This is a genomic window from Geodermatophilus sp. DSM 45219, from assembly GCF_900104025.1.
Taxonomy (GTDB): Bacteria; Actinomycetota; Actinomycetes; order Mycobacteriales; family Geodermatophilaceae; genus Geodermatophilus.
In genome coordinates, this window is the sequence record NZ_FNIQ01000001.1 from 724066 (window position 1) to 741280 (window position 17215).

Annotated in this window: 18 protein-coding genes, 2 tRNA genes and 1 other RNA gene; 10 read left to right on the top strand and 11 right to left on the bottom strand. The window is 75.4% G+C overall.

The window, feature by feature from the left end:
- Positions 1 to 62: 62 nt before the first annotated feature.
- From BLR12_RS03530 to BLR12_RS03540, 3 genes are all read right to left on the bottom strand, one after another.
- Positions 63 to 1751, bottom strand: a complete 1689-nt coding sequence (locus BLR12_RS03530) for an ABC transporter substrate-binding protein (protein WP_255363266.1) — start codon at positions 1749 to 1751, stop codon at positions 63 to 65.
- A gap of 268 nt (positions 1752 to 2019) precedes the next feature.
- On the bottom strand, positions 2020 to 2619 hold the full coding sequence (recR, locus tag BLR12_RS03535; protein WP_012946702.1) for a recombination mediator RecR: 600 nt from the start codon (positions 2617 to 2619) through the stop codon (positions 2020 to 2022).
- A 35-nt stretch (positions 2620 to 2654) separates the two neighbouring features.
- Positions 2655 to 2990, bottom strand: a complete 336-nt coding sequence (locus tag BLR12_RS03540) for a YbaB/EbfC family nucleoid-associated protein (RefSeq protein ID WP_091373459.1) — start codon at positions 2988 to 2990, stop codon at positions 2655 to 2657.
- A 128-nt stretch (positions 2991 to 3118) separates the two neighbouring features.
- Between BLR12_RS03540 and BLR12_RS03545 the strand changes: the two genes are divergently transcribed.
- On the top strand, positions 3119 to 3490 hold the full coding sequence (locus BLR12_RS03545) for an ArsR/SmtB family transcription factor (protein WP_091373463.1): 372 nt from the start codon (positions 3119 to 3121) through the stop codon (positions 3488 to 3490).
- Positions 3487 to 3969, top strand: a complete 483-nt coding sequence (locus BLR12_RS03550) for an SRPBCC family protein (RefSeq protein WP_091373466.1) — start codon at positions 3487 to 3489, stop codon at positions 3967 to 3969. Before BLR12_RS03545 ends, BLR12_RS03550 begins: the two co-directional genes overlap by 4 nt.
- 63 nt (positions 3970 to 4032) lie before the next feature.
- Here the strand turns inward: BLR12_RS03550 and BLR12_RS03555 are convergent, their stop codons facing one another.
- Both BLR12_RS03555 and ffs read right to left on the bottom strand, forming a co-directional pair.
- A complete protein-coding gene (locus BLR12_RS03555) occupies positions 4033 to 6324 on the bottom strand; it encodes a DNA polymerase III subunit gamma and tau (protein WP_091373470.1) in 2292 nt (763 codons plus the stop codon).
- A gap of 66 nt (positions 6325 to 6390) precedes the next feature.
- Positions 6391 to 6486, bottom strand: an RNA gene (ffs, locus tag BLR12_RS03560) — signal recognition particle sRNA small type.
- Positions 6487 to 6730: 244 nt separating this feature from the next.
- Here ffs and BLR12_RS03565 point away from each other — a divergent pair.
- The gene (locus BLR12_RS03565) at positions 6731 to 7660 is read left to right on the top strand and encodes a DMT family transporter (RefSeq protein WP_091373474.1); all 930 of its coding nucleotides are present in this window, start codon (positions 6731 to 6733) and stop codon (positions 7658 to 7660) included.
- A 47-nt stretch (positions 7661 to 7707) separates the two neighbouring features.
- On the opposite strand, the gene BLR12_RS03570 is transcribed toward BLR12_RS03565, so the two are convergent.
- Positions 7708 to 7792, bottom strand: a tRNA-Ser gene (locus BLR12_RS03570).
- 154 nt (positions 7793 to 7946) lie between these two features.
- On the opposite strand from BLR12_RS03570, the gene BLR12_RS03575 reads away from it, so the two are divergent.
- Both BLR12_RS03575 and BLR12_RS03580 read left to right on the top strand, forming a co-directional pair.
- The gene (locus tag BLR12_RS03575) at positions 7947 to 8291 is read left to right on the top strand and encodes a hypothetical protein (protein WP_091373480.1); all 345 of its coding nucleotides are present in this window, start codon (positions 7947 to 7949) and stop codon (positions 8289 to 8291) included.
- Positions 8292 to 8325: 34 nt separating this feature from the next.
- On the top strand, positions 8326 to 9987 hold the full coding sequence (locus BLR12_RS03580) for a serine/threonine-protein kinase (RefSeq protein ID WP_218120524.1): 1662 nt from the start codon (positions 8326 to 8328) through the stop codon (positions 9985 to 9987).
- Positions 9988 to 10060: 73 nt separating this feature from the next.
- Here the strand turns inward: BLR12_RS03580 and BLR12_RS03585 are convergent.
- The 5 genes from BLR12_RS03585 to BLR12_RS03605 all read right to left on the bottom strand — a co-directional run bounded on the left by BLR12_RS03585 (position 10061) and on the right by BLR12_RS03605 (position 12677).
- A tRNA-Ser gene (locus BLR12_RS03585) sits at positions 10061 to 10148 on the bottom strand.
- An 88-nt stretch (positions 10149 to 10236) separates the two neighbouring features.
- Positions 10237 to 10701 (bottom strand): nucleoside deaminase, encoded by a 465-nt coding sequence (locus tag BLR12_RS03590; RefSeq protein WP_218120525.1) that lies wholly within the window; start codon positions 10699 to 10701, stop codon positions 10237 to 10239.
- Between the two features lie 151 nt (positions 10702 to 10852).
- On the bottom strand, positions 10853 to 11512 hold the full coding sequence (locus BLR12_RS03595) for an HAD-IA family hydrolase (protein ID WP_091373483.1): 660 nt from the start codon (positions 11510 to 11512) through the stop codon (positions 10853 to 10855).
- Positions 11509 to 12018, bottom strand: a complete 510-nt coding sequence (locus tag BLR12_RS03600) for a tRNA adenosine deaminase-associated protein (RefSeq protein ID WP_091373487.1) — start codon at positions 12016 to 12018, stop codon at positions 11509 to 11511. Before BLR12_RS03600 ends, BLR12_RS03595 begins: the two co-directional genes overlap by 4 nt.
- Positions 12015 to 12677 carry an O-methyltransferase gene (locus BLR12_RS03605; RefSeq protein ID WP_091373490.1) on the bottom strand — a complete coding sequence of 221 codons (663 nt, stop codon included), beginning with the start codon at positions 12675 to 12677 and terminating at the stop codon, positions 12015 to 12017. Before BLR12_RS03605 ends, BLR12_RS03600 begins: the two co-directional genes overlap by 4 nt.
- A gap of 43 nt (positions 12678 to 12720) precedes the next feature.
- On the opposite strand from BLR12_RS03605, the gene BLR12_RS03610 reads away from it, so the two are divergent.
- From BLR12_RS03610 to BLR12_RS03630, 5 genes are all read left to right on the top strand, one after another.
- Positions 12721 to 13164 (top strand): PaaI family thioesterase, encoded by a 444-nt coding sequence (locus BLR12_RS03610; protein ID WP_091373493.1) that lies wholly within the window; start codon positions 12721 to 12723, stop codon positions 13162 to 13164.
- Positions 13161 to 14081 (top strand): prephenate dehydrogenase/arogenate dehydrogenase family protein, encoded by a 921-nt coding sequence (locus BLR12_RS03615; protein WP_091373495.1) that lies wholly within the window; start codon positions 13161 to 13163, stop codon positions 14079 to 14081. The genes BLR12_RS03610 and BLR12_RS03615 overlap by 4 nt, the downstream gene beginning before the upstream one ends.
- 47 nt (positions 14082 to 14128) lie before the next feature.
- Complete coding sequence (locus tag BLR12_RS03620) at positions 14129 to 14362, top strand: DUF2630 family protein (RefSeq protein ID WP_091373497.1); 234 nt, start codon at positions 14129 to 14131, stop codon at positions 14360 to 14362.
- Between the two features lie 118 nt (positions 14363 to 14480).
- The gene (locus tag BLR12_RS03625) at positions 14481 to 15458 is read left to right on the top strand and encodes a UDP-glucuronic acid decarboxylase family protein (protein WP_091373499.1); all 978 of its coding nucleotides are present in this window, start codon (positions 14481 to 14483) and stop codon (positions 15456 to 15458) included.
- Positions 15459 to 15548: 90 nt separating this feature from the next.
- A complete protein-coding gene (locus BLR12_RS03630; protein WP_091373502.1) occupies positions 15549 to 17189 on the top strand; it encodes a vWA domain-containing protein in 1641 nt (546 codons plus the stop codon).
- The last annotated feature ends 26 nt before the right edge of the window (positions 17190 to 17215 follow it).

The following is a 17215-nucleotide window of genomic DNA, read 5'->3' on the forward strand; positions in this document are numbered from 1 at the left end:
GTCGGTCACCGCACCGTCCCCGTCGGCAGCAGGCGGCTGCCCGACGGGGACGGGCGTGCAGGTCACTCGCTGATGGACACCGGGGCGAAGACCTCGGCGGTCAGCGGGCTGGGCTCCAGGCCCGAGACGTTCTCCGCGACGACCAGCGCCGGCGGGGAGTGGGAGATCGGGACACCCGGCAGGTAGTCCATGATCAGCCGGTTCGCCTCCTGGTAGAGCTCGGTGCGAGCGGCCGGGTCCGGCTCCTGGTCGGCCCGGTCGAGAGCCTGGAAGATCTCCGGCGCGCTGAAGGCCCCGAACTCCGCCGACGCCTGGTTGTTCGACGCCTCGGCGAAGAAGGTGCCGATGAAGTTGTAGGCGTCGTTGTAGTCACCGGTCCACCCGAGCAGGTGGATGTCGGCCTGGCCGGCCTGGACCGCGTTCAGGTAGTCCGGGTTCCACGGCAGGGCGACCGGCTCGATGGTGAAGCCGGCGTCGGTCAGGTTCTGGCTGATCACCTGGAACATCGCCGCGGGGTCCGGCAGGTAGGGCCGGCTGACCTCGGTCGGGTAGTAGAACCGCAGCGTCGTCCCCTCGACGCCGGCCTGCTGCAGCAGCTGCCGGGCGCGGTCGGGGTCGTACTCGTAGGTGGTGACGTCCTCGGCGTAGCCGTCGACGGTCGGCGGCATGAACTCGATGGCCGGCTGGGCGCCCTCGGGCAGCAGCGAGTTGACGATCGTCTCGCGGTCGATCGCGTGCGCGATGGCCTGCCGGACCTGCGGGTTCTGCAGCGCCGGGTTGGCGGTGGTGCCGGGGACGTTCCCGCCGTTGAAGCCCAGGTAGAGGATGTTGAACGGGTCGCGGACCAGGACCTGGAAGCCCTCGTCCTCCAGCGACTGGTAGTCCGCCGGGGCCACGAAGTCGTAGCCGTCGATCGACCCCGCCTGCAGCTCCTGCCGGCGGGTGTTCTGGTCGGAGATGGTGCGGAAGATCAGCTCGTCGAGCAGCGCCGGGTCACCCCAGTAGTCCTCGTTGCGGACCAGGGTGACCTGGCCGTTGCCGCGGTCCCAGCTGTCGAACCGGAAGGGCCCGGTGCCGGTCGGGTGCTCGAGGGCGTACTCGGGGTAGGTCAGCGCGTCGGCGTCGCCGGACAGGTTGTCGGCGTCGTACTCCTGCAGGGCCGTGGGGCTCTGGATGGAGAACGCCGGCAGCGCCAGCGCCGCCGGGAACTTCGAGGTGACCTGGCTGAGCCGGATGACCGCGGTGCTCTCGTCGGTCGCCTCGCAGCTCTGGTAGATGCTCGGGGCGTCCGGCGTGCTCGCGAAGCCGCCGAAGACCGCCTGGTAGTAGTACGAGGCGCTCGGGCTGGTGGCCAGGCCCTCGAAGTTGTACCAGCGGTCGAAGTTGAAGCAGACGGCCTCGGCGTCGAACTCGGTGCCGTCGTGGAACTGGACGCCCTGGCGCAGGTTGAAGGTGTACTCCAGCCCGTCCTCGCTGACCTCCCAGTCCTCGGCCAGCTCGGGCACCGGGTCAGTGCCGCCAATCTCGTTGCCGAGCAGCCCCTCGAAGATCTGCCGGGAGACGCGGAAGGTCTCCCCATCGCTGCCGAACGCCGGGTCGAGCATGGCGGGGTCGCCGGCGGCGCCGAACACCATCGTGCCGCCGGACTGTGCTGCCTCACCGCCCTCCCCGCCGCCGCCGGAGTCCCGGTCGCTGGAGGCACAGGCAGCCAGGGTGACTGCGGTGAGCGTGGCCGCCGAAGCGGCGAGCACGCGTGAGGGACGACGCTGCATCGCGGAAGACCTGCCTTCTCGGCCCCTGTGGACCGGATGAGTTCCCGACTTCACGGCCGCAGGGTGCAATCCCTCACGGACGTGGGTCGGACCCTAGGCGGGACGTCGACGCGACGGTGAGCACGGGATCCCCATCGACACCATCCTGTGACCTGGGATCGGGCCAGGTCAGGCGCCACCACGCCGGCCGACCCGCCACGGCCCCGTCCAGGGCTCCGGAGTGTGCGGGGGCGGGGAGGACGAGGTCTCAGGCGTCGATGCGGCGGCGGCCCTCGAAGGCGCGGCCCAGCGTGACCTCGTCGGCATACTCCAGGTCGCCACCCACGGGCAGGCCGCTGGCCAGCCGGCTGACCGCGAGCCCGAGCGGGCCGACGAGCCGCGCCAGGTAGGCGGCGGTCGCCTCGCCCTCGAGGTTGGGGTCGGTGGCGATGATCAGCTCGGTGACCGCGCCGCTCATCAGCCGGGTCATCAGCTCCTTGACCCGCAGGTCGTCGGGGCCGACGCCCTCGATGGGACTGATCGCGCCGCCCAGCACGTGGTAGCGGCCGCGGAACTCGCGGGTGCGCTCGATCGCGACGACGTCCTTGGGCTCCTCGACGACGCAGATCACGTCGTCGGCGCGCCGCGGATCGCGGCAGATGCGGCACTGCTCACCCTCGGCGACGTTGTAGCAGGTGCTGCAGAACCGCACCTCTGCCTGCACGCGCTGCAGCGCGGCGACCAGCCGGCCGACGTCCGCGGACTCCGCGGCCAGCAGGTGGAAGGCGATGCGCTGGGCGCTCTTCGGCCCGACGCCGGGCAGCCGGCCGAGCTCGTCGATGAGGTCCTGGACGGCCCCCTCGTACACGGTGTCCCTCTCCTCAGGGGGTTCCGCCGCGACCCTTACAGGCCGGGCAGCCCCAGGCCGCCGCCGAGGCCGCCGGCGAGCGGCCCCATGCGACTGGCGGTGAGGTCGTTGACGGCGCGGGAGGCGTCGCGGAAGGCGGCGACGATGAGGTCCTGGAGGGTCTCGAGGTCGTCGGGGTCGACGGCCGCGGGGGCGATCGTCACCGCGGTGACCTCGCCCTGCCCGGTCATGGTCACGCTGACCAGGTCCCCGCCCGCCGTGCCGGTGACCTCCTCCTGCGCGAGCTGTTCCTGCGCGGCAGCCAGCTGCTGCTGCATCTGCTGCGCCTGCTTCAGCAACTCCGACATGTCGGGCTGGCCTCCGGGGAACATGACCCGAGCGTATGCCGGGGGACCGACACGTGCGGGGACGCCGCCTCCTCAACCAAGTGGTTGACAAAGGTCGGCAGCCGGTCCACGCTCTTCCTCAACCAATCGGTTGAGGAAGGGAGGACACCGCGATGGCCGCCGATCCGCTCTCCCGGGTCTTCGCGGCCCTGGCCGACCCGACCCGGCGCGACCTGGTCGCCCGGCTGGCGGTCGCCGACGCCACCGTCGGGGATCTCGCCGAGCCCTACGACGTCAGCGTCCAGGCCGTCTCCAAGCACCTGCGGGTGCTCGAGGACGCCGGCCTGGTCAGCCGCAGCCGCGACGCCCAGCGGCGTCCGGTGCACCTGGAGGCCGAGGTGCTGGACCTCATGACGGCGTGGATCGAGCGCTACCGGCGGCAGGCCGAGGAGCGGTACCGCCGGCTCGACGACGTCCTGGCGTCCATGCCGGACGACAGCGACAGCACCACCGGACCGACCACCGAGAGAGGGAACCCGTCATGACCACCACCACGCACGAGACCCGCATCGACGTCGACCCCGAGGTCCCGCTGGTCCGGATCACCCGCGAGTTCGACGCACCGCCCGCGAAGGTGTTCCGCGCGCACACCGACCCCGAGCTGGTCGTCCAGTGGCTCGGCCCCCGTGGCCTGGAGATGGCGATCGACCACTACGACTGCCGCACCGGCGGCTCCTACCGCTACCTGCACCGCCAGGGGGACGAGGAGTACGGCTTCCACGGCTGCTTCCACGAGGTGCGGCCCGACGAGCTGATCGTGCAGACCTTCACCTACGAGGGCGAGCCGGACGGCGTCGCGCTGGAGCGGCTGGTGCTCGAGGACCTCGGCGACGGCCGCACCCGGCTCACGTCGACCTCGCTGGTCGACTCCTTCGCCGGCCGGGACGCCTTCGTGGCCAGTGGCATGGAGGTCGGCGTCCGCGAGGGCTACGAGCGCCTCGACGAGGTCCTCGCCCGCTCGTGACCTGCTGAACGGCCCCCTGCAGGGTCCCGCCGCGAGGTACGAGCGGCGGGGGCGGGGGGCCGTTCAGTCGATCGGGCGGGCGCCGAGGTGGGTGCGCAGCAGGGACAGCGCCGCCTGCTCGGGGTCGACCGCGGGCTCCGGCTCCCCGTCACCCCCGGACCCCTCGGCCGCGCGCTCGGCCATGAGCTCCCGGGCCTCCGCGGCCTCCGCGGCCCGCGCGGCCTCCCGGGCCGCCTCGGGTGCCACCGGGGCGGCGCCGCGGGCGGCCGCGCCCTCCACCACGACCTGCACCTTCCAGCGCACGCCGAGCAGCTCCTGCAGCGACTGCCGGACGACGTCTCGGTTGAGGTCGTCGCCGAGCATCTTGGCCAGGGCCGGCGAGGTGGCCGTCAGGGTCAGCACCCCGTTGGCGAGGTCGTGGACCTGGGCGCTGCGCAGCAGCGCCTCGGTCGTGCGCTTGTGGCCGCGCGCGACCTTCAGCAGCTCGGGCCACACCCGGCGGACGTCGGTGGTGCTGAGGTCCCCGTCGGCGGCCTGGTCGGGCGGGTTCGCCGTCACCAGCGGCGTCGGCTCGGCACCGCGCGGCGCCGGCGAGGACTCGGCCGCGGCCCGGGGCGCCGACGTGGCCGCCGGGCGGGGCTGCTCGACGCGCCCGGCCGCGGCGGCGGCCGCCGCGGGCTGGGCCGGGTGCGGCCAGTCCTCGTCGTCGGTGGGCTCGGGGGGCAGCGGGATGTCCGGCTCGCCCGGGGCGACGCGGGACCGCCGCGGCTCCTCGGCCGTGGCGGCCGGCGGGGCCGCCGCAGCGGCAGCCGCCGGTGCGGCCGGGAAGGACGGTGCCCCCGACCCCGGCGGGGTGGTCTCCGGCCAGCCGTCGTCGGCCGGCGGACGGGCCGCGACCGGCTCCGGGCGGGCGCGCTCGGGCTCGGGTGGCGCGGGCTCCGGACGGGCCGGCTGCGACCGCGCCGGCTCGGCCTCCGCCGGCTCGCTGCGGGCCGGCCCCGGCGCGGGCCGCTGCGCCGGCGCGGGGGCCTGGGACTTCCGCACGAACTCGCGCACCGTCCGGCCGGGCTGCTGTTCGGCTGCCGGCGCCGGGGCGGCGGCGGGCTCCGGCCGGGCCTCGCGCACCGGGGCCTCACGGGGAGCCGCGTACCCGTCCGCGGGCTCGGCGGCCGGCCGCCCCGCGTGCTCGCCGGCGATCGACATGCGCCGCTCGAGGCGCTCCAGCCGCTGCAGCACGGCCGCCGTCGAGCCGTCGGTCGCGGGCAGCAGCATCCGGGCGCACACCAGCTCCAGCAGCAGCCGCGGCGCCGTCGTCCCCCGCATCTCGGTCAGGCCGGCGTGCACCGTGTCGGCCATCCGCGACAGCGTGGCCGACCCCAGCGCCTGGGCCTGCGAGCTCATCAGGTCCAGCCGGTCGGGCGGGCAGTCGAGCAGCCCGTTGCCCCCGGCGTCCGGGACGGCGTCGAGGACGATGAGGTCGCGCAGCCGGTCGAGCAGGTCGGTGGCGAAGCGGCGCGGGTCGTGCCCGGCCTCCACCACGCGGTCGACGGCGCGGAAGACGGCCGGTGCGTCGTGCGCGGCGAGGGCGTCGATCGTCTCGTCGAGCAGCGCGTCGTCGGTGACGCCGAGCAACCCGACAGCGGTGGCGTAGGTGACGCCCTCCTCGCCGGCGCCGGCCAGCAGCTGGTCGAGGATCGACAGCGAGTCGCGGACCGACCCGCCGCCGGCGCGCACCACCAGCGGGAAGACGGTCTGCTCGACCCGCACGCCCTCGGCCTGGCAGGTCTTCTCCAGCAGGCCGCGCAGCGTGGTCGGCGGCACCAGCCGGAACGGGTAGTGGTGCGTCCGCGAGCGGATCGTGGAGAGCACCTTCTCCGGCTCGGTGGTCGCGAAGACGAAGACGAGGAACTCCGGCGGCTCCTCGACCAGCTTGAGCAGGGCGTTGAAGCCCTGCGTGGTCACCATGTGCGCCTCGTCGACGATGTAGACCTTGTAGCGGCTGCTCACCGGGGCGAAGAAGGCTCGCTCGCGCAGGTCGCGGGCGTCGTCGACACCGCCGTGGCTCGCGGCGTCGATCTCGATGACGTCGAGCGAGCCGGGCCCGTCGGGCGCCAGCGCCACGCACGACGCGCAGACGCCGCACGGCGTCGACGTCGGCCCCTGCTCGCAGTTCAGCGACCGGGCCAGGATGCGCGCCGAGGAGGTCTTGCCGCAGCCGCGCGGCCCGCTGAACAGGTACGCGTGGTTGATCCGCCCGCCGTCGACGGCGTTGACCAGCGGGGTGGTGACGTGCTCCTGCCCGACCACCTCGGCAAAGGTCGCCGGGCGGTACTTCCGGTAGAGCGCCAGAGCCACGGCAGCAGGTTACGTGGACGGGAGGACGGTATCGGCGGCCTCCGCCGCACCCCGCCCAGCACGAAAGCAAGGGACCCCCCGCGCACCCGCCAGAGCCCGCTTATCCTTGCTGCCTTCCGGCCCTGGGGAGGTTCACGAGATGACGCCACACGAGGGGTCGGACACCACTGTAGAGGAAACCCCGCGAGGGCAGGGTGCCCCCCTCGCTACCCTCCGTGCCATGACGCCGAGGCCCCGTCCGGAGGCTCGCCCCGAGCCGGTGAGGGGTGCGGACGACGGGGTCCTCCGACCGCCCCCGCCCCGCTCCTGACCCGGAGCACCGCGGGCTGACCTCCTCCCGGCGCGAGCCGCCCGGGATCTGCGCCGTGCTCCGGACCGACCGTCCCCCGGACCGCCCAGGAGTGTCATGCCCACCCCCTCGACCACCGCCGTCGCCGCGCGCGGCTTCCCGCTCGTCGTCCTCGCCGCCCTCTGCTGGGGCACCGCCGGGGTCAGCGGCCAGGTCGTCGCCGCCCGCACCGACCTCGGCCCGCTCGACATCGCCTGGCACCGCATGGCGATCGGCGCCGTCGCGCTGCTCACCGCGCACCTGCTCACCCGACACCGCTCCACGACGGCGCCGGTCCCGCTGACCCGGCCGCTCGCCGTCCGGCTGGCCCTGGTGGCCGCCGGGCTGGCCGCGTACCAGCTGGCCTTCTTCGCCGCGGTCGCCCTGGCCGGCGTCAGCATCTCGACCCTCGTGGCACTCGGGCTGGCGCCGCTGCTCATCGCCCTCGGGACGACGGCCCTCGGCCACGGCCGTCCCGACCGCGCCACGCTCACCGCCCTGGCCGTCGCGCTCGTCGGCCTGACCCTGCTGGTCGGGCTCACCGCCGGCGCCTCGGCCGGGACTGCGGTGCTGCTGGGCGCGCTGGTCGCCACAGGCTCGGCCCTCGGCTACGCGGTCGTGACGGTGGCCGGTGGCGACGTCCCCGTCGGCATCCCGGTGACGCTGGTCGGGTTCGCGGGCGGCGCGCTGCTGCTGACGCCGGTCGCACTGGTCGCCGGGCTGCGGCTCACCACCGAGCCGGTGGCGCTGGCGACGCTGCTCTACCTGGGCGTCGTGCCCAGCGCCGCGGCCTACGCGCTGTTCTTCCGCGGCCTGCAGACGGTGCCCGGCGCGGTGGCCGGGATCGTCACGCTGCTCGAGCCGGTGGCGGCGACGGCGCTCGCGACGGCCTTCCTCGGCGAGCGGCTGCCGCTCGGGGCGCTGGCCGGCGGGCTGCTCGTGCTCGCCGCCGTGGCCGGGCTGTACCTGCGGCGCCCGGCGCCGGCCGTGACCGAGCTGCGCGGCTGAGACCCAGGACGACGGAGGCCGGACCCCGTGGGACCCGGCCTCACCGGCGGAGGATGGGAGATTCGAACTCCCGAGGGGTTGCCCCCAACCCGCTTTCCAAGCGAGCGCCATAGGCCACTAGGCGAATCCTCCACGTGCACCCGCCACGATACCGGGCGGCGTGCCGCGGGTCGGCCGCGGCACCCGGGAGCCGGTCCCGGGGTGGTTACTCCCGTGCCGGGTGGGGCACGCTGCCCCTCACTGCGTCGAAACCGGCGGCGCACGCCCACGACAGGAGAGCAGCCCCATGAGCGAGAACCGGCTCCGGCCCGACGTCGTCGAGGCCATCGTCGCGGTGCTCAAGGGCGCCGACCCCGCCGAGCTGCCGGCCACGGCGACCAAGGAGGAGAAGGACGCCGCCAAGGACCGCTACCTGTCGGAGTTCGTCGCCGAGCGCAGCAAGCGGGACCGCCAGACGCGGGCCTGGGAGCTGCTGCTGACCCGCAGCTACGACGAGCCGCCGACCTGGCGGCGCCTGTTCGACGACCTGGACTCCGACGTGGTGACCGAGCTCGGCGAGCTGTACGACGTCCTGCCCGCGGGTGCCCAGGAGGAGTACGCCCGCCGGTACGGCGTGCCGACGGGCGTCTGATCGACACCTCGGCGACGGGCAGGGGAGGCGGATCGTGAACGGGCCCGGCCACGTCGTCGCAGGGCGCTACCGCCTGCTGGAGCGCGTCGGCGGCGGCGGCATGGGCGCGGTCTGGCTGGCCCGCGACGAGCTGCTCGGACGCAACGTCGCCGTCAAGCAGGTGCTGCCGCCGCCGGCCGCCGACCCCGTCGTCATCGCCCAGCAGCGCCAGCGGGCGCTGCGCGAGGGCCGGATCGCCGCCCGGCTGTCGCACCCGCACGCCATCTCCGTCTACGACGTCGCCCTGGAGGACGGCGCGCCGTGGCTGGTCATGGAGTACCTGCCCTCGCGCAGCCTGGCCGAGGTGCTGCACGAGGACGGCGTCCTGCCGGTCGACCAGGTCGCCCAGGTCGGCGCCCAGGTCGCCGACGCGCTGGCCGCCACCCACGCCGCGGGCATCGTGCACCGCGACGTCAAGCCCGCGAACATCCTCATCGGGCGCGGTCCGCGGGTCGAGGGCCTGGTGAAGATCACCGACTTCGGCATCTCGCACGCCAGCGACGACGTCACGCTCACCCAGACCGGCCAGATCACCGGGACGCCGGCCTTCCTGGCCCCCGAGGTGGCGCGCGGCGGCGAGGTGACGCCGGAGAGCGACGTCTTCGCCCTCGGCGCGACGCTCTACACCTGCCTGGAGGGCCGGCCGCCGTTCGGCATGGACGACAACGCGCTGCGGCTGCTGCACCGGGTCGCCGGCGGTGAGCCGGACCCGCCGCGCCGGGCCGGCTCGATGACCGCTCCGCTCATGCGGATGCTGGCCGACGCCCCCGCGGACCGGCCGACGACGGCGCAGGTCCGGGATGAGCTGGCCCGGCTCGCGGCCGGCCGGGACGGCGACCCGACCACGGTGCTGCTGGCGCGGACCTCGCTGCGGTCCTCGACCAACCGGGAGCGGACGGAGGAGCTGCGCACCGGGGTGCTGCCCGCGGCGGGGGCCGGCGCCGCCGCCGCGGGCGCCGTCCACGACTCCGGCACTGCCGTCCAGGACGTGCCGGCCGGACCGCCCACCCCGCCGACGACGCCCGCGCCCGCAGGCCCGCCGCCGACCCAGCCGGCCGCGCCGGCCGCCCGGCGTCGCCGGCGCGGGCCGCTGGTCGCCGCGGTGCTGCTGCTCGCCGCGCTGCTGGTGGGCGGCCTCGTCTGGCTGACCACCCGCGGGGACGCCGGGACCAGTGCCGACGCCCCCGCCGCACCCTCCACCGCGGCCGCGGCGACCACCGCACCCGAGCCGGGGACGCCGACGCCGGAGCCTGCCGAACCGTCGGAGTCCCAGGAGACCTCGGAGACCGTGCCGACCCCGAGCACCAGCGCACCGGCGAGCGAGCCGGCGTCCGGCGACCCGGCCGTCGTCCTCGAGCAGACCCTGGACCAGTACTACGGGCTGCTCCCCGACGACCCCACCGCCGCCTACGCCCTGACCGGGCCCTACCTGCGCTCGCAGGCCGGCCCCGGCTACTACCGCGACTTCTGGGCGCCGTGGGCCGACGTCCGGCTGCAGGACGTGCGCGCGGTGGAGCAGCCCGAGGACGGCGTCATCACCGCCACGACCGAGGTCGCGTTCACCGGCGACGACGGCGGCGAGCTGGTCGAGACCCACCAGGTGCGCCTCGTGCAGCAGGACGGTGAGTGGCTGGTCGACCTGGACCTGGTCGTCTGAGCGGGCCCGGGACGACGACGGCGGCGCCCGCTGGGCTCGAGACCCCGTGCGGACGCCGCCGCGTCTGTCCTGCTGGCGGTGGCGGTGGGATTTGAACCCACGGAGGCTTGCACCTCACACGCTTTCGAGGCGTGCTCCTTCGGCCGCTCGGACACGCCACCGCCGAACAGACTACAGGGCGCGCTCCCGGGTCCCGCACCGCGGCGGACCGACGCGCGCGTCACCGCCGACCCGCCGTGACGCGGGCGCTCACCGGCCCCGCTGACCGCGGAAGAACGCGCGCAGCAGGGCGGCGCTCTCCTCGGCCCGGACCCCGCCGGTGACCTGCGGGCGGTGGTTGAGCCGGCGGTCGCGGACGACGTCCCACAGCGACCCGGCGGCGCCGGCCTTGGGGTCGTCGGCGCCGTAGACGACCCGGTCCACGCGGGCCAGCACGCTCGCCCCGGCGCACATGGTGCAGGGCTCGAGGGTGACGACGAGCGTCGTCCCGGTCAGCCGCCAGCCGTCACCGTGCACCCGCGCGGCGGCGCGCAGGGCCAGCACCTCGGCGTGCGCGGTCGGGTCGCCCTGCCTCTCCCGCTCGTTGGCCGCCTCGGCGAGCACCGCGCCGTCCGGCCCGAGGACCACGGCGCCGATCGGCGTGTCCCCCCATTCGACGGCGGCCGCGGCCAGCTCGAGCGCGCGGCCCATCGCGGCGTCGACGTCCGGGGTCACCGGGTCTCCCCCGGCACGGTCGTGCTCTGCCCACCACCGTGGGCAGAGCACGACGGGCGGGCGGCAGTCGTGGTCCCCGACAGCTCGTGCTCTGCCCACCAGGGTGGGCAGAGCACGAGCTGTCGCGGGGACAGCCGTGCCGGGTGTGGGGTCACGACGCCACTTCGTCCAGCAGGTCGATGCCCACCAGCGCCGACAGCTCGGCCAGCGCGGCGGTGGGGTCGACGACCTTGACCGTGTGCATGCCCATCGCCCGGGCGGGCTTGAGGTTGATGCCGAGGTCGTCGAGGTAGGCGCAGTCCGACGCCCGGACCTCCCGGCCGACGGCCTCGGACAGCCGGGTCAGCGCGCGGCGGTAGATCTCCGGCTCGGGCTTGCGCACGCCCTCCACCGAGGACTCGACCACCGCGTCGAAGAGCTCCAGCAGCTCCCCCAGCCGGCCGCTGCGCTCCATCGGCGCCACGTTGTTCGACAGCAGCGCCAGCGGCAGCCCCGCGGTCCGCAGCCGCCGCACTGCCGCCACCATCGCCGGGCGCACCTCGCCGGCCAGCGCGGCCAGCACCCGCCCGGCGTCCAGGCGGTGCCCCGCGGCCAGCGCCTCGGCCTCGAAGGCGTCGGTGAACCCGGCGGCGTCCAGCTCGTTGCGCTCGAACCGCGCCCAGGCGTTGGTGTCCGGGTCGGTGCTGTTGAGCCGCACGATGAGCCCCTCCGGCAGCCCGGCCTCGGCCTCGTAGGCGGTGAACGCGGTCATCGGGCTCTCGGTGATCACCCCGCCGAGGTCGAACACGACGGCGGTCGCCACCCCGCTCACGGCGTCACCTGGTTCGCCACCGCCGTGGCCAGCTCGTCCGCGAAGCCCAACCGCGCGGCGATCGCGGCGACCATCTCGTCGGCCCACAGGTCGTCGGCGGTCACGATCGGCCGCAGCTCGGCGGCGGGCAGGCCGTCGTCGGCGAAGACGTCCAGGTCGCCGCCGGGCCAGCCGGTCTCGTCGTCGTCGAAGGCACCCTCGGCGTCCACCGCGATGCCGTAGCGCTCCACCACCTCGGCGGCGAGCAGCCACTCCTGCATGGTCGCGTCGGAGATCAGCGCCCGCACCAGCCCGCCGGGCCCGTGCCGCAGGACGACGAAGTACAGCCGCGAGTCGACGACGACGACGAACGGCGCGGGCCAGTGCCCGGCACCCGGGTCGCCCAGCGCCCGCTCCAGCGCGGGCAGCTCGTCACCGGCGTCCGCGGCCAGCAGCTCCACCCGCCAGCGGCCGTCGGGGCGGCTGACCCGCACCGCCCAGCTGCCCGGCGAGTCCGGTCCGCTCATCGCTTGCGCAGCACGGTCAGGCCGTCGGACAGCGGCAGCAGCACCGTCTCCCAGCGCGGGTCGGCGGCCAGCGCGGCGTTCAGCTCGGCGAGCGCCCGGTCGTCGTCCGTCTGCGGGTCCAGGACCCGGCCGCCGCGCAGGGTGTTGTCCAGCAGCACGACGCCGTCACCGGTCATCCGCGGGTGCAGCTGGTCGACGTAGTCGGCGTAGCCGGTCTTGTCGGCGTCGACGAACGCCAGGTCGAAGGTCGGCTCGGCCGGCAGCGCCCGCAGCGACTCGTGCGCGTCGCCGAGCCGCAGCTCGATGCGGTCGGCCAGCCCGGCGCGGGCCCAGTACCGCCGGGCCACCGCCGTCCACTCCTCGCTGGTGTCCAGGCACAGCAGCGAGCCGTCCGCGGGCAGCCCGCGGGCCACGCACAGCGCCGAGTAGCCGGTGAAGGTGCCGATCTCGATCGCCCGGCGGGCCCCGAGGACACGGGTGAGCAGCTGCATGAAGGTGCCTTGCTCGGGGGCGATCTGGTACGTCGGCGACGCCTCGCCGCGGTCGGCCAGGGCGGCGGTCTCGGCGAGCAGGTCGGTGACGACGTCGTCCGGCGGCTCGGAGCTCGCCCGGACGTAGTCGCCGAGTTCCGGGGTGAGCAGGAACGAGCGCGGTGTCATGGCACGGAGGGACGGGGGAGCGCGGGGGACATAGCCTCCGATCATGGCCGATCCTCCTCCGGACGACGGTGCCGACGTCGCTCCCGCCCTGTTCGCCCAGCTGGCCGCCGACCCGCTGGCGGACCTGCTGGGGATCGTGCTGGAGCAGGTCCGGCCCGGGTACGCCCGCGCGGCGATGACGGTGGGCCCGCGGCTGCTCAACGCCGCCGGCATGGCGCACGGCGGGGCGACGATGGCCCTGCTCGACGTCGTCCACGCGGCGGTGAGCAACAGCCACGGCACGGTCGCGGTGGCCCAGGACGTGCACACCGAGTTCCTCGCCCCCGGACGCCCGGGGGACCGGCTGGTCGCCGAGGGCACCGAGGTCCACCGCAGCCGGCGCACCGCGGTCTACCGCATCGAGGCCCGCGCGCAGGACGGCCGGCTGGTGGCGACCGCGCTGGCCAGGGTCTTCCGCACGGACAGCGCCTGGGAGGCCCCGGCGTGACCGCCTTCCCCGTGCCGACGATGCCCGCTCCCCCGGTCGGCGTCGTCGGGCTCGGCCAGCTGGGCGGGTCGCTGGCCGCGGCCCTGGTCGCCGCCGGTCGTGAGGTGTCCGGCTGGGACGTCGACCCCGCTGCCCGGGAGGCCGCCGCCGCGCGCGGGGTGCGGGTCACCGGGCAGATGGACGGCGTCGTCGTCCTCGCCGTCCCGCTGCCGGCCATGGCCCGGGCGCTGGAGGGGCTGGACGTCGCCCCGGACGCCACCGTCACCGACCTGGGCTCGGTCAAGACGCCGGTGCTCGCCGACGTCGGGACCGCGGTGGGACACCGCTACGTCGGCGGGCACCCGATGTGCGGCACCGAGCGGTCGGGGCACGAGGCGACCGACCCCGGCCTGTTCGCCGGCGCCCGCTGGGCGCTGTGCCTGGAACCGGGCACCGAGCTGCCGCGCTGGCTGCGGGTGGCCGAGGTCGCGCTGTCCGCCGGCGCCGAGGTGGTGCCGACCACCGCCGCGGAGCACGACGACGCGGTCGCGGCGGTCAGCCACGTGCCGCACCTGCTGGCCGCGGCGCTGGCCGCCGCCGCCGGCGAGGCCGGGCCGCTCGCCCTCGCGCTGGCCGCCGGCAGCTTCCGCGACGGCACCCGGGTCATCGGCAGCGACCCGGGCCTCGTCACCGCGATGGTGCAGGGCAACGCCGGCCCGACGGCGGCCGCGCTGGCCCGGGTGCTGGACCAGCTGTCCCGCCCCTGGCCCGAGCTGGTCGCCGCCGGGCACGCGGTGCGCGCGGCCGCGCCGGCCGGACGGCGTCCGGTGCGGGTGCCGCTGGAGCGGGCCGCGCTGCTGTCGCTGGGCCGGGCCGGCGGAGCGGTCACCCGGCGGCTCGCGGCCTTCGTCGAGGGGTACGTGCCGGACGTCGGGTGACGCCGGCCGACCGGTTTCGCCCGCGACGCGGCGGGCAGGGAGCGGGCATGGACGACAGCGAGATCCGCAGCCGCATCGAGGCGCTCGTCGAGGAGGAGCGCCGACTGCGCGAGAGCGGCGAGCACACCGACGAGCAGCGCGCCCGGCTCCGGCAGATCGAGGAGGACCGCGACCAGCTCTGGGACCTCATCCGCCAGCGGGACGCCAAGCGCCAGTACGGCGAGGACCCCGACGAGGCGCAGCCGCGTCCCGAGGAGCAGGTCGAGAACTACCTGCAGTAGCCGCCGACCGCAGCCGCTGCCGCCGGACACTTAGCCGTTGAAGTGTGTGCGGTGGTGATCGTCGGGTAGGAGCCGCTCCGGCGCGCACGGCCGCGCGTCCGGTGCGGAGGGAGCAGGCATGGTGCGCGAGGCACGGACGATCCGGCGGGCGGTGGTGACCGGAGGGGCCGGGTTCCTCGGCTCGCACCTCTGCGAGCACCTGCTGGGGCGCGGCGTCGAGGTGGTGTGCCTCGACAACTTCCTCACCGGCTCCCCGCAGAACGTCGTCCACCTGATGGAGCACCCCGGCTTCCGGCTGGTCCGGTGCGACGTCACCGACTTCGTGCACGTGCCCGGCGAGGTCGACCTGGTGCTGCACTTCGCCTCGCCGGCCAGCCCGCTGGACTACCTGAAGATGCCGATCGAGACGCTGAAGGTCGGCAGCCTGGGCACGCTGCACACGCTCGGGCTCGCCCACGAGAAGGGCGCCCGCTACGTGCTGGCCTCGACCTCGGAGGTCTACGGCGACCCGCTGGTGCACCCGCAGCACGAGGAGTACTGGGGCAACGTCAACCCGGTCGGCCCGCGCGGCGTCTACGACGAGGCCAAGCGGTTCAGCGAGGCGATGACCACGGCCTACCGGACGTCGAAGGGCACCGACACCGGGATCGTGCGGATCTTCAACACCTACGGCCCGCGGATGCGCCCGGACGACGGCCGCGCCATCCCGGCCTTCGTCGGGCAGGCGCTGTCCGGCCGCCCGCTGACCGTGGCCGGCGACGGCTCGCAGACCCGGTCGATCTGCTACGTCGACGACACCGTGCGCGGCATCCTCGCGATGGCCTCCTCCGGCGAGGCCGGGCCGGTCAACATCGGCAACCCCGACGAGCTGTCGATGCTGCGGCTGGCCGAGTGGATCGTCGAGCTGACCGGCTCGCGGTCGCCGATCTCCTTCATCGACCTGCCGGTCGACGACCCGAAGGTGCGTCGTCCCGACACCACCCGCGCCGAGCAGCTGCTCGGCTGGCGGCCGACGGTGCCCTCGGAGGAGGGCCTGCGACGGACGGTGGCCTGGTTCGCCGAGCAGCTGGAGGCGGCGAGCACCAGGGCCGGGTGATCCACGCGGGGTCAGCGAACGCATCTACTGTGTAGTCGGCGGTCGCGAGGTCGCCGGGGACGCTGACGACTTCGACGGGGGAGCTGCTCGATGGGCCGCCACGCCGCCCGCTCTGCTGCCGGCCAGTCGCCGCAGCTGGCCCCCCAGGTGCTCATCGCCCTCGCGGTGGCCGCGGTCGTGCTGCTCGCCGGCGGGATCTTCTGGTGGGCGGGCGCCGGGGACGGCGACTGCGAGGACCCGGCGGTCGTGCGGGTCACGGTCGCCCCCGAGCTCGTCCCCGTCGCCGAGCGGGTGCTCGCCGACGCCGAGGGCCTGCGCGCCGAGGACTGCGCGGTCGCCGAGGTGGCCGCCCAGCAGCCGGTGCAGACGGTGGGCGACCTCGGGGCGCTGGACCCCGCTGACCTGCCGCACCTGTGGGTGCCCGACTCCTCGCTGTGGGCGGCGCGCGCCGGGGACGCCGCCCTGGAGCCGGTCGGGTCGGTCGCCTCCTCCCCCGTGGTGCTGGCGACCAGCCGCGCCGCGGTCGACGCGCTGGGCTGGGCCGACGCGGCGCCGGGCTGGGGCGAGGCGCTGGCCAGCCGGCAGGGGATCGCCGTCCCCGACCTGGCCACCAGCGCCGAGGCCCTCGCCGCGCTCAGCGCCGTGCGGACCTCGCTGGGCGGCGGCGAGCAGGCCGACAACGCCGTGGTGCAGACCGTGCTCGCCGCCGAGCGCGGCCCGTCGGTCTCCCCTGCGGACGCGCTGGCCGCCGGCAGCGAGGGCGCGGCCGACGCGCCGCTGGTGCCGGTCAGCGAGCAGGAGGTGTGGGCGGCCAACGCCGACGCCGAGGACCCGCAGCTGGTCGCCGTCTACCCGGCCGAGGGCTCGCCGACGCTGGACCACCCCCTGCTGCGGGTCGGCACCGCGTCTGCCACCGACGCCGCGGCCGTCGACGCGGCGGTGCGCGCGCTCACCTCCGACGCCGCGTCGGCCGCCGTCCTCGAGGCGGGCTTCCGGGACGCCGAGGGCACCGCGCCGCCCGACGCCGAGGCAGCCGGGCTCCAGGAGACCGCCCCGCCGGCCCTCCAGCTCGACCCCGCCGAGGTGCAGGCGCTGGTCGCGCAGCTGTCGGAGCTGGCCGCGCCGTCGCGGATCCTCACCGTCTTCGACATCTCGACCTCCATGGAGGCCCCGGCCGGCGACGGCACGCGGGCCACGCTGGCCCGCGACGCCGCCCAGAGCACGCTCACGCTGGTGCCGGGCGACTTCGCCCTCGGGCTGTGGTTCTTCGCCGCAGAGCTGGAGGGGGACCGGGACTGGACCGAGGTGGTGCCCACGCGGGCGCTCGGGACGGAGGTCGACGGCACCGTGCAGCGCGAGGTGCTCGCCGAGCAGCTCGACACCATCCCCGACCGGCTGAGCCCCGGCGGGACCGGCCTCTACGACACGACGCTGGCGGCGGTGCAGGCGGCACGCTCGGACTTCGACCCGGCTGCGGTCAACAGCGTCCTGGTGGTCACCGACGGGACGAACGAGGACTCCCAGGGCGTCGAGCTCGACGAGCTGCTGGACACGCTGCGCAGCGAGGCCGACCCCGACCGGCCGGTCAAGGTCATCGGCGTCGCCCTCGGCCCGGACGCCGACCTGGCCGCCCTCGAGCAGATCGCCGAGGCCACCGGCGGCGCGGCGTACTCCGCGGTCGACCCGACCGACCTGCAGACCGTCCTGTTCGACGCCCTGCGGCAGCGGTGAGGTCGCGGTCCTCCCGGACCGCACCT

Coding starts and splice junctions, on each gene's coding strand:
- BLR12_RS03540 (WP_091373459.1), bottom strand. CDS start 2,990: ATGTTCCCCGGAGGCCAGCCCGACATGTCGGAGTTGCTGAAGCAGGCG.
- BLR12_RS03545 (WP_091373463.1), top strand. CDS start 3,119: ATGGCCGCCGATCCGCTCTCCCGGGTCTTCGCGGCCCTGGCCGACCCG.
- BLR12_RS03550 (WP_091373466.1), top strand. CDS start 3,487: ATGACCACCACCACGCACGAGACCCGCATCGACGTCGACCCCGAGGTC.
- BLR12_RS03565 (WP_091373474.1), top strand. CDS start 6,731: ATGCCCACCCCCTCGACCACCGCCGTCGCCGCGCGCGGCTTCCCGCTC.
- BLR12_RS03575 (WP_091373480.1), top strand. CDS start 7,947: ATGAGCGAGAACCGGCTCCGGCCCGACGTCGTCGAGGCCATCGTCGCG.
- BLR12_RS03600 (WP_091373487.1), bottom strand. CDS start 12,018: ATGAGCGGACCGGACTCGCCGGGCAGCTGGGCGGTGCGGGTCAGCCGC.
- BLR12_RS03605 (WP_091373490.1), bottom strand. CDS start 12,677: ATGACACCGCGCTCGTTCCTGCTCACCCCGGAACTCGGCGACTACGTC.
- BLR12_RS03610 (WP_091373493.1), top strand. CDS start 12,721: ATGGCCGATCCTCCTCCGGACGACGGTGCCGACGTCGCTCCCGCCCTG.
- BLR12_RS03620 (WP_091373497.1), top strand. CDS start 14,129: ATGGACGACAGCGAGATCCGCAGCCGCATCGAGGCGCTCGTCGAGGAG.
- BLR12_RS03625 (WP_091373499.1), top strand. CDS start 14,481: ATGGTGCGCGAGGCACGGACGATCCGGCGGGCGGTGGTGACCGGAGGG.
- BLR12_RS03630 (WP_091373502.1), top strand. CDS start 15,549: ATGGGCCGCCACGCCGCCCGCTCTGCTGCCGGCCAGTCGCCGCAGCTG.